The sequence below is a fragment of the Tomitella fengzijianii genome (assembly GCF_007559025.1).
Classification (GTDB): Bacteria; Actinomycetota; Actinomycetes; order Mycobacteriales; family Mycobacteriaceae; genus Tomitella; species Tomitella fengzijianii.
The window spans coordinates 1,508,730-1,525,719 of the sequence record NZ_CP041765.1; the positions used below are offsets into that span (position 1 = coordinate 1,508,730).

Sequence of the window (16,990 nt, forward strand, 5' to 3'; positions counted from 1 at the left end):
TGATGTCCAGATTCCGCACACCCGTTGGCTGCAAGGTCGGGCGATCATCGGTGCACGCCGGGCAAGTCTGCGAACATCGCCTCTGTGACCCCGGCCGGCGCCATGCGGGCGGTCCGGGTCCGGCCGGTCTCCATACCGCGGAACACGAGGAGGGCCCATGCCAACCGAGTCGACGGAGCAGTTCCGCGTCGCGCGGGACTTCCTGCTGGACCACGGCGACGACTACGCGGCCGCCTGCGCGGAGTTCGAGTGGCCCCGGCCGGCGGAGTTCAACTGGGCGCTCGACTGGTTCGACCGGATCGCCGACGGCAACGAGCGGCCGGCGCTGTGGATCGTCGAGGAGGACGGCAGCGAGGGCAGATGGTCGTTCGCGGAGATGAAGCGGCGCTCCGACCAGGTGGCCGTCTGGTTGCGCGGGCTCGGCGTGGGCCGCGGCGACCGGATCCTGCTGATGCTCGCCAATCAGGTGGAGCTGTGGGAGACGATGCTCGCCGCGATGAAGCTGGGGGCGGTCATCATTCCGGCGACCACGCTGCTGGTGGAGGCGGATCTGCGGGACCGGATCGAGCGGGGCGGCGCCGGGTTCGTCGTCGCCCGCGCGGGCGACGCGGACAAGTTCGCCGAACTCGCCGGGGTCACCCGCATCGCCGTCGGGGCCACGCCCGCGCCGGACGGCTGGAGCGACTACGCCGACTCGGCGGCAGCGCCGGACGACTTCGCACCGGACGGGCCCACCCGCGCCGACGACACGCTGCTGCTGTATTTCACCTCCGGCACCACCTCCCGGCCCAAGCTGGTCGAGCACACGCACATCTCGTACCCCGTCGGCCACCTGTCGACGATGTACTGGATCGGCATGCGGCCGGGGGACGTGCACCTCAACATCTCCTCACCTGGCTGGGCCAAGCACGCCTGGAGCAACGTCTTCGCCCCGTGGAATGCCGAGGCCACCGTGTTCCTGTTCAACTACGAACGGTTCGACGCCGTGCGGCTGATGCGACAGATGGACCGTTGCGGGGTGACGAGCTTCTGCGCGCCGCCGACGGTGTGGCGGATGCTCATCCAGGCCGACCTGGGACAGCTGCGCACCCCGCCCCGCACCGTCGTCGGCGCCGGCGAGCCGCTCAACCCCGAGGTCATCGCGCGGGTGCAGCAGGCGTGGGGCGTGCAGATCCGTGACGGGTACGGGCAGACCGAGACGACGGTGCAGGTGGCGAACACGCCCGGCCAGCCGGTGAAGGCCGGGTCGATGGGCAGGCCGTCGCCCGGGTTCCGGATCGTGCTCGTCGACCCCGCGACGGGCGAGCACGGCGACGACGGGGAGATCTGCATCGACCTCGCCGAACGGCCAGTGGGGCTCATGGCCGGCTATCACGGCGACGAGGAGCGCACCGCGGCGGCGATGGCGGGCGGGGTCTACCACACCGGCGACGTCGGTTCGCGTGACGAGAACGGCTACATCACCTACGTGGGCCGCACCGACGACGTGTTCAAGTCCTCCGACTACCGGATCTCGCCGTTCGAGCTGGAGAGCGTGCTCATCGAGCACGAGGCGGTGGCGGAGGCCGCGGTGATCCCGGCGGCCGACCCGGTGCGGCTCGCGGTGCCGAAGGCGTACGTGGTGCTCGCCGGCGGCTGGGCGGCGGACGAGGACACCGCCGCAGCGTTGTTCGCGCACTGTCGCGAGCACCTGTCGCCATACAAGAGGATCCGCCGCATCCAGTTCGCGGAGCTGCCGAAGACGATCTCGGGCAAGATCCGGCGCGTGGAGCTGCGCGCGGCCGAACGCGACGCGCCGCGGCGCGGCGTCGACGAATTCTGGGAGGAGGACCTGCGGGGCTGAGGGTCCGCAGAACTCAGCCGATTTCGAGGTTGTGGACGCGGAGGTCTGGGAATCGAGAGAAGTCCCGGTCGAGCGTGATGAGAGCGTCGACGCCTTGTGCAATGCATATGGCGGCAATGCGTGCGTCGTGCACCGCGGGGCCGGTGACTGACGATCTGCTGATCACGTCGGCTGTTACGCGCCATCCGCCGATTGGCTCGCCGAGCAGTACAGCCTTTGGCGAGTCGATCCATGCCTGAAGCTGGTCGAGGGCCTCGGCAGTGGTACTCGGGGGTGAGTAGATGCGGGGATGCGTGACTACCGAGTAGAACTCAAACACGCACGGCCAGGGGATCGCCCATTGGGCCGGTCCTTCGGTGAGCTTGCGCATCAATGCGTGTGCCGCATCATGAAACGGGGAGTCGCGACGATGCGCATATACGAGGACATTTGTATCGACAGCGCGCATTCTCAGGCCGACTGCCCGTACGCCGCATCCCGGATCGAGTCCCAGCCCCGTGAGAACTCAGGCTGCAGACCGCGTCCGGAAACACTGCAGTCCGGAAGTGTGTACATATCGGCAGAAGTTTGCCTGTCGATCAGGTCCCGTAGTGCTTCCTCCACGAGGGACTTGGTGGTCGTTCCCCGCAGACGGGCGATCTCCTGGACTCTCCTCAAGACTGGCTCCGGCAGGTCGAAGGTGGTCTTCATGCCCTCACTCTACCCCTACGACAGTTCGATGGTTTGTAAAATACTGCCAGCAGTATCGACATCGACTGTGCGAGTGATACCGAAGAACGTCAGTTGGTCCGGGTGTTCGGCAGGTGGGGTCCGATGTAGCCGACGTAGATCTTCCCGGTGCCGGCCGCGTCGTCGTAGTAGTGCATCCGCGGGCTGATGGTGCCGTAGCGGCTGATCCGGAAGTGAGCGCCCATGAACACCGTTCCAGACGGGGCGACGCCTGTCGGTACCGGAAGCGTGCGCGGCGCGCTGTATTTGCTGTCGTTCTGAATGGTTCCGCTTTCGACGGGCACATGAGCTCCTGCGGGGAACCCGTGACAGGTGCCCGGAGTGTCCATCAGATAGTGGTGGACGCCGCCGGTCGGTTCGCCGTTGCGGGTCAGCCGGCAGTAGTCGTTCAGAGCCAGCAGAGCGTCCCAGGATTTGCCTGCCCAGGTGCCCAGGGGATCGTGCTTGTCGAGGTCGTGCGTCTTGTCCTCGTCACCGGTGAACTCGACGTACTCGAGTTCGTCGAATCGCCGCAGAAGGTCGTCGTGGCTTTCGGGGCGGACGTCCAGCGGGTCGTCGTCAGGCTGCGACCATGCGGCCTCGGCCTCGCCGATTCTCGCGAGCTCGGTCCGCACGTGCCGGAGCTGGCGTTCCGCTTCGGCGCGTTCGTTCTCCGCTTGGACGCGTTCGAGCTGTTCGTCCTCGAGCAGCAATCGGTGCAACTCGGCCTCGTCGTGCGCTTCCGCGCGTTCCGCCTCGATCCGCAGCATGCGTTCCTGGAGATCCTCGCGTGCCTTGGCGGTGGTTCGCGCCCGGCCGGCGAGTGCGCCGAGCGACCGGACGGTGGCCGCGTCGACGGTGGTGGTGCCGAAAAGGTCGCGCAGCACGTCGGTGAGTGCGGAGAGCGCGGACAATGCCGGCCCGTCCGCAAGGCCGGCCGGGTAGGGCGCGTCCGTGGATACCGGAGGTACCTGCACCTCGACGGCAGCCTCCAGGCTGCCCTCGCCGGTCGTAGCCGCGGTGAGGTTCTGTGGCGGTGTCGCGTCCTCGAGCAGGGCCGTGTCCAGTCGCGAGCGCAGGCGCGTATCGACGTCCGCCGCATCCCGGGGCAGGGGCGCGCTGGTGGACAGCGCCCGCGCCTGGTGCGCGAGCAGGCCGCGGAGAGCGTGACGGTTGGCGCGGATGATGCGGTCGGTGGTGAGGTAGCGGTGCCGGACCCCGTCGAGGGGATCGTCGAGGTCCACGCCGGGGCGGAACGTGCGCACGGTGCCGGGGGCGATGCGGTGCGTGGCGGGGAGCCACGAGTTGACGAGTTCGGTGGTCTCGGCGTCGAGGACGTGGGCGGAGGCCAGACCGACGGTGTCGCGCAGGATGCCGCGGACGTAGTTGGCCCACTTGTCCAGCGGCAAATTGTCGTTCGTCCCCGCGAGGAACAGTAGGCCGCGCCGCCGCGGGTCCTCGATCGCCTGGAGGATCTCGGTGGCCCGGGTGCGCCGTGCGATGCGTGCCTGTCCGGTGAGAACGTGGTCGCCGTCGCGCCCGGTGACCGAGCGCAGCAATTCCCCGGCGATGCGCGGCGGCTTGGGTTGTGGTCCGCCCTCGGGACTGTCGATGTCGAACCACACCCAGCCGGATTCGCCGCCGGCGTCCAGGTGCAGCGTGACCGTGGTGGTCCAGGTGCCGCTGTGCTGGTGCTGATCGAAGACGAACCGCGAGCTCCGCGCGCCGTCTCCGCCACCGACACCATCGCGGTCGCCGCCACCATCGTCGCCGCTGTCGCCGCCGACGTGGACGAGGGTGCCGGTGACGTTTGCCGCGATCTGTTGTGCGCTGCCCTCGACGAGCTTCGTCGCGTCCCACGACTTGCTGCTGAGCCATTGGAACAGCTTGCCGTGCAGTATCTCCTGGGCGTTCGGCTCGTCGCGGAACCGGAAGAACGAACGGTATCCGAGCACGCTCAGTCCTCCTCGAACCCGGACTGGTCGAACTTGAGCGTGTTCGCGTTCTCGCCGACGGTGCGCACGGTGGACTCGTCGAACCCGCCGGGGGCGGTGGCGGTGATCTCCAGGCGCACCTCCAGGTGCACGCCGTCGACGGCGGCGAGGTTCTGGATCACCTCGTCGGTGATGGTGGAGAAGTCCTTGCCGTAGAGCGCGCCGAGCGTGGCGGAGCCGAAGAAGCGGGTCTTCGGGCAGGGTCCGGGCGGCGTGGTCGCCCCGGCGCTCGAACCGCCGGACAGGCCGCCGGCGGCTCCTCCGCTTCCCTGGTCCGTTACGCCGCCGGAGCCGCCGTCGGTCCAGTCCTTATCGCCTGCTCCTCCCTCGATGCGCTTGCGTTCCTTGTCGCGCTCGATGATCTCCTGGGCGCGCTGTTTCTCTGCGCGGCCCGGCTCGACGATGAGCAGCGCATCGGTCACCTGGGGAGGCGTGGGGTCGCCGGGGATGACCAGGCCGACGTAGCGCTGGCCGTCCCATTCCTGCGCCACGGCGAAGCCCGATTGCGTCCACACCATCTCGTCGAGCGCGCTGAGCACCCCGGCCTCCAGCACCGTGCGGTCGCGCAGCCGCGGCATGTAGGGGTAGCGGGTGTAATAGTTCCACAGGTCGCCGACGCTCATGTGGCCGTCGCGATCCCAGACGGTGCGCAGGAACCGGTCGATGTCCATGCGCACCAGGCTGCCGTTGCGCTGTGTGGACAGGGCGCTCTGGTTGCGCATGCGCGCGGCCGCCCGGTCGACGAGATTCTGGCCGGTGGTGTCCTTCTCGCTCACGATGGCGAGGGGACGGTCGGCCAGCGGCTGCTCCGGGTAGAGCACGTGGATGTAGGTCTCCAGCAGGCGCGCGTCCACCGTGGTGTCGAGCTTCTCGCGGCGCTCGCCGGCCTGCTCGCGTTGGGCGGCGGTGAGGTTGAGCTCCTTGTCGGCATTGACATGCACGTAGGTCCAGGCGAGGTATTCGCGCACCACGTCGGACAGCTCGCTGTAGCGTGCTTCGTCGGCGGCGAGGAACGCGATCATGTTGCGGCACTGGCGGGCCGCGCTGCCGCGGTGTTCGGTGGCGTCCAGGGCCCAGTCCTTGGCGGTGGAGGCAGTCTTGGAGTGCGTGTGCGCGGGCGGCACGATGATCAGACGCACCTCGGCCGAGTCGGGGATGTCGGCAGTGGACTCGGGCGCCACGTGCACGGCGGCGAACCCGTCCGCCGCGATCTTCCGGTGCTTCTCGAGGCGCGCCGTCACCTCGGCCCACACGTCCTCGGGGTGCAGGCGTTCGGCGTAGTCGCGGGCAGTGCGGGTGGTGTTGGCCTGGGTGTCGTACCAGTACATCGCGCCGGAGCTGTAGAAGTACGTGGCCGTGTTGGCCAGGCGGTTGAGCGCCGAGTGGAAGTTGCCGGGCTGGTCACCGGGCAGTGCCGTGCCCAGGAACACGCGCTGCTGGTCGATGCCCTTGTGTGCCGAAGTAAGGGTGGGGGCGGCGCCCATGAACACGGTGCGGGCGAGGCGCTGGGTGACCCGCCGTTGCCCCAGTGCCTTGTTGGCGGCGTCCACGCGGGCGGGCGCGGCGTGCTCGCCGTCCACGTCGGTGTCGATGAGCGCCTTCCACTCGTCGCCCAGGTACTGGGTGAGCTCGGTGAGCACGGCGTCGGCGCGCAGGGGCACCGAGCCGGGCATGATGAGCGGCGCCGCGTCGTCGCTTCGCCACAGGTGCCCCACGATAGTGTTCATCAGCCGCAGCACGCCGCGGGTGCGCTGGAACCGCTCGAGGGTGGACCAGTCCTGGTAGAGCCGGTCGAACAGTTCCGGGTGCACCGGGTAGCTGCGGCGGATGCGCTCCTCGTAGTCGTTCTCGCGCACCTCACGGGGGAAGTCGGCGCTGTTCTTGCGGTAAAACTCCACCATTGCGTTGGCGGTGGCCCGGATCTGGGCGAGGGCCTGGGCGTCGGGCGTCTCGAACAGGCGCCGGCGCACGATCTCGAACGCCTCCTCGGAGCCTGCGGCCCGCCACTGGTCCGCGACGCGGCCGATCGCGTTGCGCAGCATGCGCAGTGCGGCGCGGCCGTTCTCGCCGCCGACCTCCTCCTCGTCGCCCACGTATTCGCCGTCCTTCATCTCCGCGGACGCGGGGATGGAGATGAGCACGAGCACGCCGGGGACCGCCTTGGCGGCCTCGGTGAGGGTCTGGGCGAAGGTGAACTGGGCGTCGAACGTGCCGTCCACCAGGTCGTCCCGGCCGTGGAGCATGCGGGCGTAGGCCACCCACTCGTCGATGAGGATCACCGCGGGGCCGAACCGCTCGAACAGGGTGCGCAGCGCCTCGCCGGGGTTGGTGCCGGCGCGGTCGGACTCCTCGACGATGGCGTACCCCTCGGCGCCTCCCAGGTGCCAGGCGAGCAGTCCCCAGATAGTGTGCACGCCGGTGCCGTCGGGCATGGGCTTGACCGCCCCGGCCTGGATCTGCGTGCCCACCAATGCGACACGGCGCACCGACTCCGGCAGGGAGAGCCCCGAGAGCACGTCCTGTACGTCCTGCGGGTAGTCGATGGCGGGGGTGCCGGAGGCCAGGTGCCACACCGCGAGCATCGAGTGCGTCTTGCCGCCGCCAAAGTTGGTCTGCAGGTTGATGACCGGGGACGCGTTGTCGTCCCCGCCGAGGCGGCGCACCGCGCGCACGATGAGGTCGCGCAGGCCCTCGGTGAGGTAGGTGCGCTGGAAGAACGGGACGGGATCGGTGTATTCCGGGTCGCCGTCGCCGCGGGCGACCATCGCCAGGTCGGCCGCGAACTCGGCGGCGTGGAAGTTGCCGCTGGCCACGTCCGCATGCGGGCGCAGCACTTCCCGCCACGGGGTGACGCCCGACGAGCCGACCTCCGCGGTGCCGGAGGAGACCACCTTGCGGTCCGCCTGGTCGGCCGAGATGCGCATGATCTCCACGCGCCACTTGCGCACCTCGCCGGCCTGATCGGGCTGAACGGCGGCGGTGAGCAGACGCTCCATCGTGTCCAGCGCCCGGTAGGCGTCGTCGCCGGTGAACGAGCCGTTGTGCGCCCACGTGTTGCGGGTGTCGATGAGCTCGCTGGCCAGCGACATCTGAGAGCGGGAGAGGAAGTCGTTGAGCGGGAACCAGCCCTTTTGGATCTGACCGGTGACGTTGGTGGCGATGATCCGCAGGCTGCACTGGGGATCGGTGCGCTGGTAAGTCTTGCCGGAGATGCCGTTCTGCTTGTCCCGCAGCTGCAGCAGCGCAGTCCAGTCGGCGTCGCCGGTGATCTCGCCGGCGAACACGCGGGTGAGGAACGAGTCCAGGCCCGTGCCCAATTGCTCGAAGGCGCGCCCCACTCGGTCGCGATTGCTCAAGGCCATGGGTGCGCCCCCTGTTCCCGCATGCGCGCGTCACCGGCGCACTGAACGAATACCAACGTGTTGTGCATAGCACTCTAGTCGGGCGCTGCGACAGGATTCACCGGCGTGGCGGGATCGGCGCGGGGGCGCGGGTGGCTCAGGCGGTGTCAACTGCCGGGGCGTCGCCCTTCACCACGTACACCTCCCACGGTTCGTCGCCGGGGCCGTGCACCCACACCTTGTCCTGGAGTGCGTAGCAGCAGGTGGTGTCGTTCTCGTCGACGGTCGCCAGCCCTGCGGCGGCGAGTCGGTCGGCCGCGGCGCGGACCTCGTCGCCGGATTCGACCTCCACGCCCAGGTGGTCGAGTCGCGTGACCTGCCCGGGCTCGCCCTCGATAAGTACGAGCTTGAGCGGGGGATCGGCGATGGCGAAGTTGGCGTAGCCCGGGCGTCTCTTGGCCGGCTCCACGCCGAACAACTCGGAGTAGAAGCGGATCGACGCCTCGAGGTCGGTGACGTTGAGGGCGAGCTGGGCACGTGACATGGAGAGCCTCCTGTCGTTTTGGATCGATGAATGTCTATCCAGTGTTGCGCGCTGAATTGAGAGATGTCAATATAGATGCATGTCGAAGCAAACGTTGGCGGACTGCTGCCCGGGGCTGCTCTCCGCGCCCCTGAATGAGCAGGACGCGGGGGAGTTGGCGCGGGTGTTCAAGGCGCTCGGCGATCCGGTCCGCCTGCGGCTGCTGTCGCTGATCGCCTCGCGCGACGGGGGAGAGGTGTGCGTCTGCGACCTCACCCCGGCGTTCGCGCTGTCCCAGCCGACGATCTCGCACCACCTCAAGCTGCTGCGCGAGGCCGGGCTCATCGGCTCGGAGCGGCGCGGCACCTGGGTGTACTACTGGCTGCTGCCGGAGACCACCGACCGACTGGCCGCGATCCTCACCCGCCCGGCGGATCTCGCCGAGACCGCCCCGGCCGCCACTGCATGACCGCGCGCGTGGACACGGGGGAGACCGGACGGGCGGCCGAACCTGCGCGGCTGTCCTTCCTCGACCGGTTCCTGGCGGTATGGATCCTGCTCGCCATGGCGGTGGGGCTCGGCCTGGGGCGTGCCATCCCGGACCTGGACGTCGCCCTCGACCGGATCCAGGTCGACGGGGTCTCAGTGCCGATCGCGCTCGGCCTTTTGGTGATGATGTACCCGGTGCTGGCAAAGGTGCGCTACGACCGCATGGGCGCCGTCACCCGCGACCGCCGGCTGATGGCGATCTCCCTGGTGCTCAACTGGGTGGTGGGCCCCGCGCTCATGTTCACCCTCGCGTGGACGTTCCTGCCGGACCTGCCGGAGTACCGCACCGGGCTCATCATCGTCGGTCTCGCGCGCTGCATCGCCATGGTGGTGGTGTGGAACGACCTGGCCTGCGGGGACCGCGAGGCCACGGCCGTGCTGGTGACGATCAATTCGGTCTTCCAGGTGCTCATGTTCGCCGGCCTCGGCTGGTTCTACCTGTCGGTCCTGCCCGGGTGGCTGGGGCTGGAGCAGACGACTATCGACGTCTCGCCGTGGCAGATCGCGAAGTCGGTGCTGATCTTCCTCGGCATCCCTCTGGTCGCGGGGTTCGCCACGCGCCGCTGGGGCGAGCGTGCCAAGGGCCGCGACTGGTACGAGCAGCGGTTCCTGCCGAAGATCGGCCCGTGGGCGCTGTACGGGCTGCTGTTCACCGTGGTGGTGCTGTTCGCGATGCAGGGCGAGCAGATCACCTCGCACCCGGTCGACGTAGTCCGCATCGCGTTGCCGCTGCTGCTGTACTTCGCGATCATGTGGGCCGTCGGCTTCGGCACGGGCGCGGCCGCCGGGCTCGGGTACCGGCGCACCGTGGCGATGGCGATGACGGCGGCGGGGAACAACTTCGAGCTCGCCATCGCCGTGGCGATCGGCACCTACGGCGTCGCCTCCGGCCAGGCGCTGGCCGGCGTGGTGGGGCCACTCATCGAGGTGCCGATCCTCGTGGGGCTGGCGTACCTGTCGCTGCGGCTGCGGCGGCGGTTCGCGCCGGCCGGTGGGGTGACGTCCCGGACGGTGCAATCCGGCGGGTAGGGGACGGGAAGCCTCGTAGGCTCCGTAGATCGGCTGCGGCTTGGAACACGAGCTGATCGATCGGCCGCTGCCGCGAGATTGCGAAGCATTCCGGGAGCCGCTCGGCAGCGTGCGCTGGACCTTCCGTGCTGCTGACCGGTATCCTCAGCCGCATGGGCACATTGACACAGGCATCCCTGGCGGGGTGCTCCGTTTTCTTCCGGGATCGCCGCCGCTGAGGCGGCGCGGTTCCCCTCTTCACCGAGCGATACTCCGCTGAGCGCTGCACAGCGTGATCGAGCGCGCCGTCATACCCGGGATGCCCTGCACCTCGGGCGGATTCGCGGATCCTCACTCCTGACGTAGTCGTCATGACGGTCCGGCGCGCCCAGGTGCTCCCTTCTCTTCACGGAGCGCCACCATGCCTCGTTCCCTTTCCGGCGGCCGGCACGAACTCGGCCAGAACTTCCTCATCCACAAGCCCACCGTGTCCCGCATCGTCGGGCTCGTCGACGCCACCTCCGGCCCGATCCTGGAGATCGGGGCCGGTGACGGCGCGCTGACCCGGCCGCTCTCGCGGCTGGGCAGGCCGCTGACCGCGGTGGAGATCGACGAGCACCGCGCCGCGCGCCTGGCCCGCAGGCTGCCAGAGGTGTGCGTCGAGAACGCCGACGCACTGCGCCACCGGCTCGACGGCCCGGTAGTGGTGGGCAACATCCCCTTCCACGTCACCACGCCGATAATGCGGCGGCTGCTGGAGCGGCCCGCCTGGAGCACTGCGGTGCTGCTTACCCAGTGGGAGGTGGCGCGCAAGCGTGCGGGCGTGGGCGGCGCGACCATGATGACCGCCCAGGCCGCGCCGTGGTTCCGATTCCAGCTGGAGACGCGCGTGCCCGCCACGGCGTTCGCGCCGATGCCCAGTGTCGATGCGGGGCTGCTCGTCATCGAGCGACGGCCGACGCCGCTCGTGCCACCGAGGCAGCGGCGCGAGTACGAGCGCTTCGTCCGTGCGGTGTTCACCGGACGGGGGCGAGGACTCGCGCAGATCGTCGGCCGCGCAGCCGGTCTGGGACAGCGCCGCGCGCATCGGACAATCGCGGCAGCCGGCATCCGGGACCGCAGTCTGCCGCGGGACCTCTCGCCTCAACAGTGGGCGCGGCTGTGGACGGAGGTGGGTTGTGCGAGTTTGCACGAGGGCGCATGAGATTCGGTCGGCTTGCGCCCGCCTTCTCAACTCGGGAGGGCGAGGCTGCGTCCGCGCCACAGCACACGTTCGTCGGGGTCCGTCACGCCGCGTCCGGGTGACACGGTGCCGGACAGCCAGTCCTGCGGTAGCCAAAGTTCCTCTGGATTCTCGAATCCAGCCGTCCGGCACACTGCCTGGATCGTCTGGTCGGCGAGTTGCAGGAACAGGGTGAACGCCATCCTCGCGGTCGTGGTGTTGATGGTCTTGCCGTCGCTCGCGTCGGTCTGCACTTTCCAGTCCCGGAGTTGAGGAAATGCCTGGTGAGAAACAGAATTGCGGACCTTTATCCAAAAACTGACCAGGTTGACCAACTCGTCAGTCAACCCATTTTCCGGTTGTCCGAATCTAAGCGACTTTCCACTGCCTGACGTAGCGATTCGTATTCGCCAATCGCCAGGAAGCTGACCGTTGCTGCACTTCGCGAGTGTTGATTCGTCGGTTGAATATTCGCTCGTTTTATATCGTGAAAGAGAAGCGTGCCCCCTGCTGTGGGCTTTCCCTGGGACTATCGGTGAAGCAGAATCACGTTCTGCGAGGGACTCAAGATCTGCAACCAGCCTCTCCCACGTCACGACGCTAAGGTTTGCGATTAGCGGGTTCAGTGTTCTTCGGGGTTGATTACCGCTTACGGGTTTCTCGTTATGGATAATTATCAAGTCGACGATTTCACCGAATCCCGCCCGAGTGTTCGTGCAAACTTTTGCGAAAGATTCCCGCTTTTCTTTCGTGAAGGCTGAAGTCGGTTCCATCTTGGGCCTTTCGGTGTCGTTTTCTCGTTTCAGCTGTAACTCAAGCTGTAGATTCTTCGGAAAGTTGGAATTACATCTCCATGGCGAGCTGGCCGGGCCCGTTCTTGGCCTCGGTGACGATGTCATTCCACGCGGTGCCGAGCGCGTTGAACTCCTGTGCCACCTGGCTGGTCTTGCGGTCCTCGGCGATGGCGAACAGCAGGAAGGCGAGCTCCTTGCACAGGTCGCGGTCGATGTGGTCGGGCACGGCGGCGAGCAGCGCGCCAGCGCCGCGGATGCCGTCGGCGGCGAGCGCGCGGGTGAGGTGCATGACCACTTCCCACTCGCTGATGAGTTCGTCCGCGCTCGGGTCGTAGGTCTTGTCGGCGTAGATTTTGGCGAGTGCGATGGGGGAGAGCAGAGTGACCTTGCCGGCGCGGCTGGTGAGGATGCCGGAGCGGTCGAGGTGCTCGATGGAGGCGTTGCGCGCGCGGGCGAGGTTGTCGGCGTCGCCGAACGCGCCCGCATCGAACCCGTGCTGGCGGAACCAGGCGAGGGAGAAGCGGGTTTCCGAGTCGAAGTCGCCCTCTTGCTCAGCGAGTACCTCGTCGAGGATCTCGTTGATGCGGGCGAGCGCGGCGCGCACCGTCATCTTCGAGCCGTCGTCGTTGAGCACGCCCGAGTACCGCGAGAACACCGCCATGCCCGGGCCGATCGCCGCCTGCGGCAGGTCGACCGGGGCAATGGCGCCCTGCTGGAGTTCCTTGAGCTTGGACGGCAGCTCGTCCTTGAGAACGGCGAGGAAGCCGCGGCGGTCGATAGACGGCGCGGTATCCGGGCGGGGCCGGAGCGACAGGACGATGGAGGAGGCGAGTGAGTTTGTCCCCTGCGAATGAAGTCGTGTGACTCGCTCGCTCCTAACCGGCCAGGTTGCAGTAATCGACCACCCGGCGCGAATCATGCCTTCAAGCAGGGACTCCCAACCCGTTGACGCTTCACCACCTTCTTTCGCATTTTGTTGTTTGAATGCATAATAGACGGTGTATGGAAGATCGACGTTAACTAGCTTGCGTGCGTTGCGAAATACTTCGCGGAATCCTTCTTCAAAAAATCTGTGAGCTCCTTCCTTACCATCATGGCGGTAAGGATTTGCGACGAGCTCATCCGATTTTGGAACCAACATTGTTCCAAACAAACGTGGGTGCACTGGCCGGAGTGAACTGCGAAGCCAAACATAGAAAAAGTCAGAAAGGTCTGAATAGCCAATATTGTCATAGTAAGGCGGGTCTGTAGATAGCGTGTGACTACCATATTGTACGGATTTTGCATCGACGCAACTAGCGAATCCCAAGGTAGATGCTGGTGATTTGTCCAGAGATGTTGTTATTCCGTGTAGGCTAGTGGTGAGCGATCCCGCGTGAGTGGCGAGTGGGGGTGTCTCGCAGTAATCCCAGATCATTGGTATGGCTTGACCGGTAAATAAGTGGCCGGCCTTGTTCATTGATGGCTGCCATGCGTTTAGAGAATTATTTATGTTTGCGATTTTGCTAAGCCCAAGTGAGAGGTACGTCGCCACAGCATCGGCGTAGGCGGCAGCGTCGGTCCCGCCCTGCTCGAGACGGTTCTCCTCGGGCATGCCGGAGGCGATCGCGTCGGCAAGTACGCGCTCGCGAGCCTCACCGACGAGGTCGCTGAACGTGGTGAGTGCGGTGAGCTGGCGCGCGGTGAAGAGGTCTGAGTACGCCGTCATTCCGTAGGCCTGAACTCGGAAACCGAGAGCCTCGGCAGGCAGATCGCCTGCGGGCGCATGGCCAGGTCTCGGAACCTCCGCCGCTGCCTCGTGCTCTGGAGTTGGTGCGAGATAGATCCGCGTCCGCTTGCCCTCGGCCACCGTCGCCATGAGCTGCGCGCCCATCCGTCCGGCCTGCCCCTCTGCGCGGATGTACTTGAACTCCACCGGAGTTCCGCACCCGATGCACGTGGCTCCCTGACGGTTGACCGTCCCGTCGGTCTCCTTCGCCGGCGCGAGCGCCGGGTCGCGCCCGATCTCATACCTCACCTTCCCGTCCACCACCGACGGGACGACGTACGCCTCCTTGCCCTTCTTCTTGCCCAACCACCACTTGCTGGTCAGCGGCATCGCGATCCCGCACGCCGGGTTCGGGCAGGCGACGATGCGCGCCCAGATCCACGCTATGACGGTCGCCTCGGTGCCGTCGTCGAGCTTCGCCTTCGGGTACAGGTGCCCGATGCGCTTCTCGGCCTCGTCGCGCATCCGCTGCCCGTAGCGGCGCACGTCCTCGGCCAGGCCGGTCGCCCGCGGCCAGGTCGAGATCTGCTCGTCGGCGGCGCCGGGGAACACGGGCTTGCGGCCGGCGAACTTCGGCGGGATCTCGATCAGCGCCTTGTTGATGAGCACCGCCACCGGGTTGAGGTCCGACGCGTGCGCCTCGAGCCCCAGCCGCTGCGCCTCGAGGGGGATCGAACCGCCGCCGGCGAACGGGTCGAGGATCGGCGGCGGATTGCCGTCGGTGGAGTCGAGGATCTCCTGGTGCGCGCGCTGCAGCAGGTCCTCGTTGTTCGAGTTCTCCCACAACACCAGCTGCTCGATCAGCTCGTGCAGCCGCCGGCGCTCGGCCGCGACGGCCTCCTCGGTGGGGAAGCGATCGGGGTGTGACGACGGGTCGTCCACCAGCTGTGCGAAGAGCACTGCGCGCGCAGTGGCCAGCGGCTTGCGCGACCACCACAGGTGCAGCGTCGACGGGTGCCCGTGCCGGATCGACTTCTCCCGCGCCGACGCCTCGTTGATCTTCTCCAGCGGCAGCGCCACCTCGATCAGCTTGCGCGTGGGGACAACGCGTTGTGCATCGCTGGACATGGCTGGGCGGCTCCTTGGGCATGCGGGGCTCCGCGTTGACGGAATGCACAACGCGTTATGCGGCCAACCTTAAGGCCTGGGCGGCGGTCGGGGACGCGAAGGCGCATGTTCGCGACCTGCCGCGCTCGCCCGGTACCGTCGCGGCGTGACGGAATTCCAGGGCCGCCCGGATGCAGATGACGCCGTCGACCTGCTGCGCGCGCACGAGCCCATCACCGGCGAAGAGTGGACCGAGCTCCTCGTGAACGCAGGTTGGGGGCGCGCCGACGCGCAGGCTTTCGTCCGCAACGGGCCGGAGCCGTACATCGTCGAGTTCCCCGACGGTCGCACGGTCGTGATGGACCGGATCGCGGACGCCACGGTCGTCACCCGCCGCGTCACCGCCGCGGAGATCGCGGCCGACATTCTGGCAGACGGCCCGGACCTGGCGGTCCTCACGATCCTGCGTCCGAACGCGTCTGTCGAACTGCCGGTGCTAGGCGATTACGCGGTGTTCGAGGAGCGCGGCGCGGAGGAGCTCGCCGAGTCGATCGAGGCCGGCCTGATCCTCAAACGGGGAACGCTCGCCCGGTACCGGCCGGGAGACCTCGTCGGAGTGCGCATCGGCGAGGGCGGCGCGGTGTCGGTGGAGCCGGTGCAGACGCCAGTGGAGGCGGATCTGGGCGTGGTCCTCACTGTCGCCATTGCTGCGGGAGAGTCGGTGTACGTGGACGACATCCTGCACCAGGAGGCGTGGGACCACGGGCTGCTGTGCACGCCCAGGCTGCCGGTGTCCGAGCTGGTTGAGAATGCGGGATACGGACTGGACAACGGACATGTCGCCCGCTCGCACGCGGATCTCGAAACTTCCCGCCGCAAGCTGCGTGAGAGCATGCTTGCAGGCGTGTGTTCGGATGGTGGGGTGGGTCTGCGGCTGATCATGTTCGGCCGTATCGACCCCGCGAAGCGGGAGGAGGCGCTGCGGGCCGCGTTGTCGCGCAACCCGCACGCCTTCGACGCCCTCGGCGATTACGACGAGGTCGCCGATTTGCTCGCGACCATTCGCCCGGATGAGCCAGTTCGGCCTCGTCCTCGACGCGCTCGACGAGGCGCGGGCGACGAGCGTGGCCGAGGAAGTCGTGCCCCAGTTGGCCGACGATCCGCTTGCCGCCGATGTCGCCCTGGTCGAGGGCCGGCTGCTGGAGGCGTTCCTCGACTACTGCGGGCCGCTGCTGACCGACGAGGACAAGATGCTCGCGGCGCAGTGGATGCTGCTCGAACGGTCGGTGTACGAGGTGCTCGAATCGCGTCCCGGCGAGGGCTTCACGCTCCGTGACGCGCGCACCGGCGACCGGGTGGAGGTGACGGAACGGATAGGGTCGCGGGAGATCGACACCGGCGGGTTCCTGTGCCTGCGCATCGTCCCCGAGGGCGGCGAGAACATCATCTACGGGGGCATAGAACCCGTCGACCCGGCACTGCGCGGCGAGCTGATCGACATCCTCGACGAGCCGGTGGACCCGTTCGCGCTCATCGAGCTGCTCAGCCGCCGCCTCGCCCCGTTGCGGATGCGCACTGCCACCGGCCGAGGAGATGGTCGTCTGCACGGGCACGTTCGTTATCCCCGACGCGACCGGCGTCGCCCGCAAGCTCAGCCGTCGCTACGGCAAACGCGACGGCGACGAGTGGACCTGGCTGGACGGGACGCGCGTCCTCGGCACGATCGGGCAGATCTTCTCGGACGACGGGGAGATGGCGCTGACCGTCGACGCGATGAGCGAGGAACGCTACGAGGCGATGACCGACCACCTGCTGTCCATCGCCCCGGGCGCCGAACTGGTCGTCGAATCCCGCAGCACCGCCGCCGAGCTGGTGGACCACGCAATGTAAGGCGGCGGTGCCCCGGCGCCCGCACCTGAGATGCCACCCGAAGCGGCGACAGCGCTGGAGGAGTTCATCCGCGACTACGAACGCAAGTGGATCGACGAGCCGGTGCCCGCGTTGCAGGGCCGCACCCCGCGCGAGGCGGCCGAGGACCCCGCGACGAGGGACGATGTGATCCGCCTGATCGACACGTTCCCGGAGGCCACGCAGCCCGGCGCCATGAGCCCCGCCCGGCTCCGGGAGTTGCTGGGGCTGTAGCTGTGCAGGTTCTCGCTTCGTGACCAGTGAACGCATGCCTACGGCTTTGCA

14 protein-coding genes are annotated in these 16,990 nt (G+C 67.7%); 7 read left to right on the forward strand and 7 right to left on the reverse strand.

Annotation, left to right across the window (positions count from 1 at the left end; all coding sequences use genetic code 11):
- Positions 1-157: 157 nt before the first annotated feature.
- Entirely contained in the window at positions 158-1,843 is a 1,686-nt protein-coding gene (locus tag FO059_RS06905) for an AMP-binding protein (protein ID WP_143907475.1), read from the forward strand.
- Positions 1,844-1,856: 13 nt separating this feature from the next.
- On the opposite strand, the gene FO059_RS06910 is transcribed toward FO059_RS06905, so the two are convergent.
- The 5 genes from FO059_RS06910 to FO059_RS06930 form a co-directional block, all read right to left on the reverse strand.
- The gene (locus FO059_RS06910; protein ID WP_143907477.1) at positions 1,857-2,291 is read right to left on the reverse strand and encodes a type II toxin-antitoxin system VapC family toxin; all 435 of its coding nucleotides are present in this window, start codon (positions 2,289-2,291) and stop codon (positions 1,857-1,859) included.
- A 2-nt stretch (positions 2,292-2,293) separates the two neighbouring features.
- Complete coding sequence (locus FO059_RS06915; RefSeq protein ID WP_143907479.1) at positions 2,294-2,533, reverse strand: type II toxin-antitoxin system VapB family antitoxin; 240 nt, start codon at positions 2,531-2,533, stop codon at positions 2,294-2,296.
- Positions 2,534-2,622: 89 nt separating this feature from the next.
- Positions 2,623-4,506 carry a coiled-coil domain-containing protein gene (locus FO059_RS06920; RefSeq protein WP_143907481.1) on the reverse strand — a complete coding sequence of 628 codons (1,884 nt, stop codon included), beginning with the start codon at positions 4,504-4,506 and terminating at the stop codon, positions 2,623-2,625.
- A gap of 2 nt (positions 4,507-4,508) precedes the next feature.
- On the reverse strand, positions 4,509-7,907 hold the full coding sequence (locus FO059_RS06925; protein WP_143907483.1) for a DUF499 domain-containing protein: 3,399 nt from the start codon (positions 7,905-7,907) through the stop codon (positions 4,509-4,511).
- Positions 7,908-8,043: 136 nt separating this feature from the next.
- Positions 8,044-8,430 carry an ArsI/CadI family heavy metal resistance metalloenzyme gene (locus FO059_RS06930; RefSeq protein ID WP_143907485.1) on the reverse strand — a complete coding sequence of 129 codons (387 nt, stop codon included), beginning with the start codon at positions 8,428-8,430 and terminating at the stop codon, positions 8,044-8,046.
- A 79-nt stretch (positions 8,431-8,509) separates the two neighbouring features.
- Between FO059_RS06930 and FO059_RS06935 the strand changes: the two genes are divergently transcribed.
- The 3 genes from FO059_RS06935 (at position 8,510) to erm (ending at position 11,170) form a co-directional block, all read left to right on the forward strand.
- Positions 8,510-8,878 carry an ArsR/SmtB family transcription factor gene (locus FO059_RS06935; RefSeq protein ID WP_143907487.1) on the forward strand — a complete coding sequence of 123 codons (369 nt, stop codon included), beginning with the start codon at positions 8,510-8,512 and terminating at the stop codon, positions 8,876-8,878.
- Positions 8,879-8,886: 8 nt separating this feature from the next.
- Positions 8,887-9,987 (forward strand): ACR3 family arsenite efflux transporter, encoded by a 1,101-nt coding sequence (gene arsB / locus FO059_RS06940; RefSeq protein WP_268892853.1) that lies wholly within the window; start codon positions 8,887-8,889, stop codon positions 9,985-9,987.
- Positions 9,988-10,387: 400 nt separating this feature from the next.
- The gene (gene erm / locus FO059_RS06945; RefSeq protein WP_143907491.1) at positions 10,388-11,170 is read left to right on the forward strand and encodes a 23S ribosomal RNA methyltransferase Erm; all 783 of its coding nucleotides are present in this window, start codon (positions 10,388-10,390) and stop codon (positions 11,168-11,170) included.
- A 26-nt stretch (positions 11,171-11,196) separates the two neighbouring features.
- On the opposite strand, the gene FO059_RS06950 is transcribed toward erm, so the two are convergent.
- Together FO059_RS06950 and FO059_RS06955 are read right to left on the reverse strand one after the other, a co-directional pair.
- A complete protein-coding gene (locus FO059_RS06950) occupies positions 11,197-11,535 on the reverse strand; it encodes a hypothetical protein (protein ID WP_143907493.1) in 339 nt (112 codons plus the stop codon).
- A gap of 496 nt (positions 11,536-12,031) precedes the next feature.
- Positions 12,032-14,818: a DUF1156 domain-containing protein gene (locus FO059_RS06955; RefSeq protein ID WP_143907495.1), complete on the reverse strand. Its 2,787-nt coding sequence runs from the start codon at positions 14,816-14,818 to the stop codon at positions 12,032-12,034.
- Between the two features lie 145 nt (positions 14,819-14,963).
- On the opposite strand from FO059_RS06955, the gene FO059_RS06960 reads away from it, so the two are divergent.
- From FO059_RS06960 to FO059_RS06970, 3 genes are all read left to right on the forward strand, one after another.
- Complete coding sequence (locus FO059_RS06960; protein ID WP_143907497.1) at positions 14,964-16,133, forward strand: hypothetical protein; 1,170 nt, start codon at positions 14,964-14,966, stop codon at positions 16,131-16,133.
- Between the two features lie 257 nt (positions 16,134-16,390).
- Positions 16,391-16,687, forward strand: coding sequence for a hypothetical protein (locus tag FO059_RS06965; protein ID WP_143907499.1), 297 nt, complete (start codon positions 16,391-16,393; stop codon positions 16,685-16,687).
- Positions 16,688-16,717: 30 nt separating this feature from the next.
- Positions 16,718-16,939, forward strand: a complete 222-nt coding sequence (locus FO059_RS06970) for an antitoxin Xre/MbcA/ParS toxin-binding domain-containing protein (protein ID WP_143907502.1) — start codon at positions 16,718-16,720, stop codon at positions 16,937-16,939.
- Positions 16,940-16,990: the final 51 nt, after the last annotated feature.

Excerpts from the sequence above, each read along its gene's own strand:
- FO059_RS06905 (WP_143907475.1), top strand. The coding sequence starts at position 158 with ATGCCAACCGAGTCGACGGAGCAGTTCCGCGTCGCGCGGGACTTCCTG.
- FO059_RS06910 (WP_143907477.1), bottom strand. The coding sequence starts at position 2,291 with ATGCGCGCTGTCGATACAAATGTCCTCGTATATGCGCATCGTCGCGAC.
- FO059_RS06915 (WP_143907479.1), bottom strand. The coding sequence starts at position 2,533 with ATGAAGACCACCTTCGACCTGCCGGAGCCAGTCTTGAGGAGAGTCCAG.
- FO059_RS06925 (WP_143907483.1), bottom strand. The coding sequence starts at position 7,907 with ATGGCCTTGAGCAATCGCGACCGAGTGGGGCGCGCCTTCGAGCAATTG.
- FO059_RS06930 (WP_143907485.1), bottom strand. The coding sequence starts at position 8,430 with ATGTCACGTGCCCAGCTCGCCCTCAACGTCACCGACCTCGAGGCGTCG.
- FO059_RS06935 (WP_143907487.1), top strand. The coding sequence starts at position 8,510 with ATGTCGAAGCAAACGTTGGCGGACTGCTGCCCGGGGCTGCTCTCCGCG.
- erm (WP_143907491.1), top strand. The coding sequence starts at position 10,388 with ATGCCTCGTTCCCTTTCCGGCGGCCGGCACGAACTCGGCCAGAACTTC.
- FO059_RS06955 (WP_143907495.1), bottom strand. The coding sequence starts at position 14,818 with ATGTCCAGCGATGCACAACGCGTTGTCCCCACGCGCAAGCTGATCGAG.
- FO059_RS06965 (WP_143907499.1), top strand. The coding sequence starts at position 16,391 with ATGGTCGTCTGCACGGGCACGTTCGTTATCCCCGACGCGACCGGCGTC.
- FO059_RS06970 (WP_143907502.1), top strand. The coding sequence starts at position 16,718 with ATGCCACCCGAAGCGGCGACAGCGCTGGAGGAGTTCATCCGCGACTAC.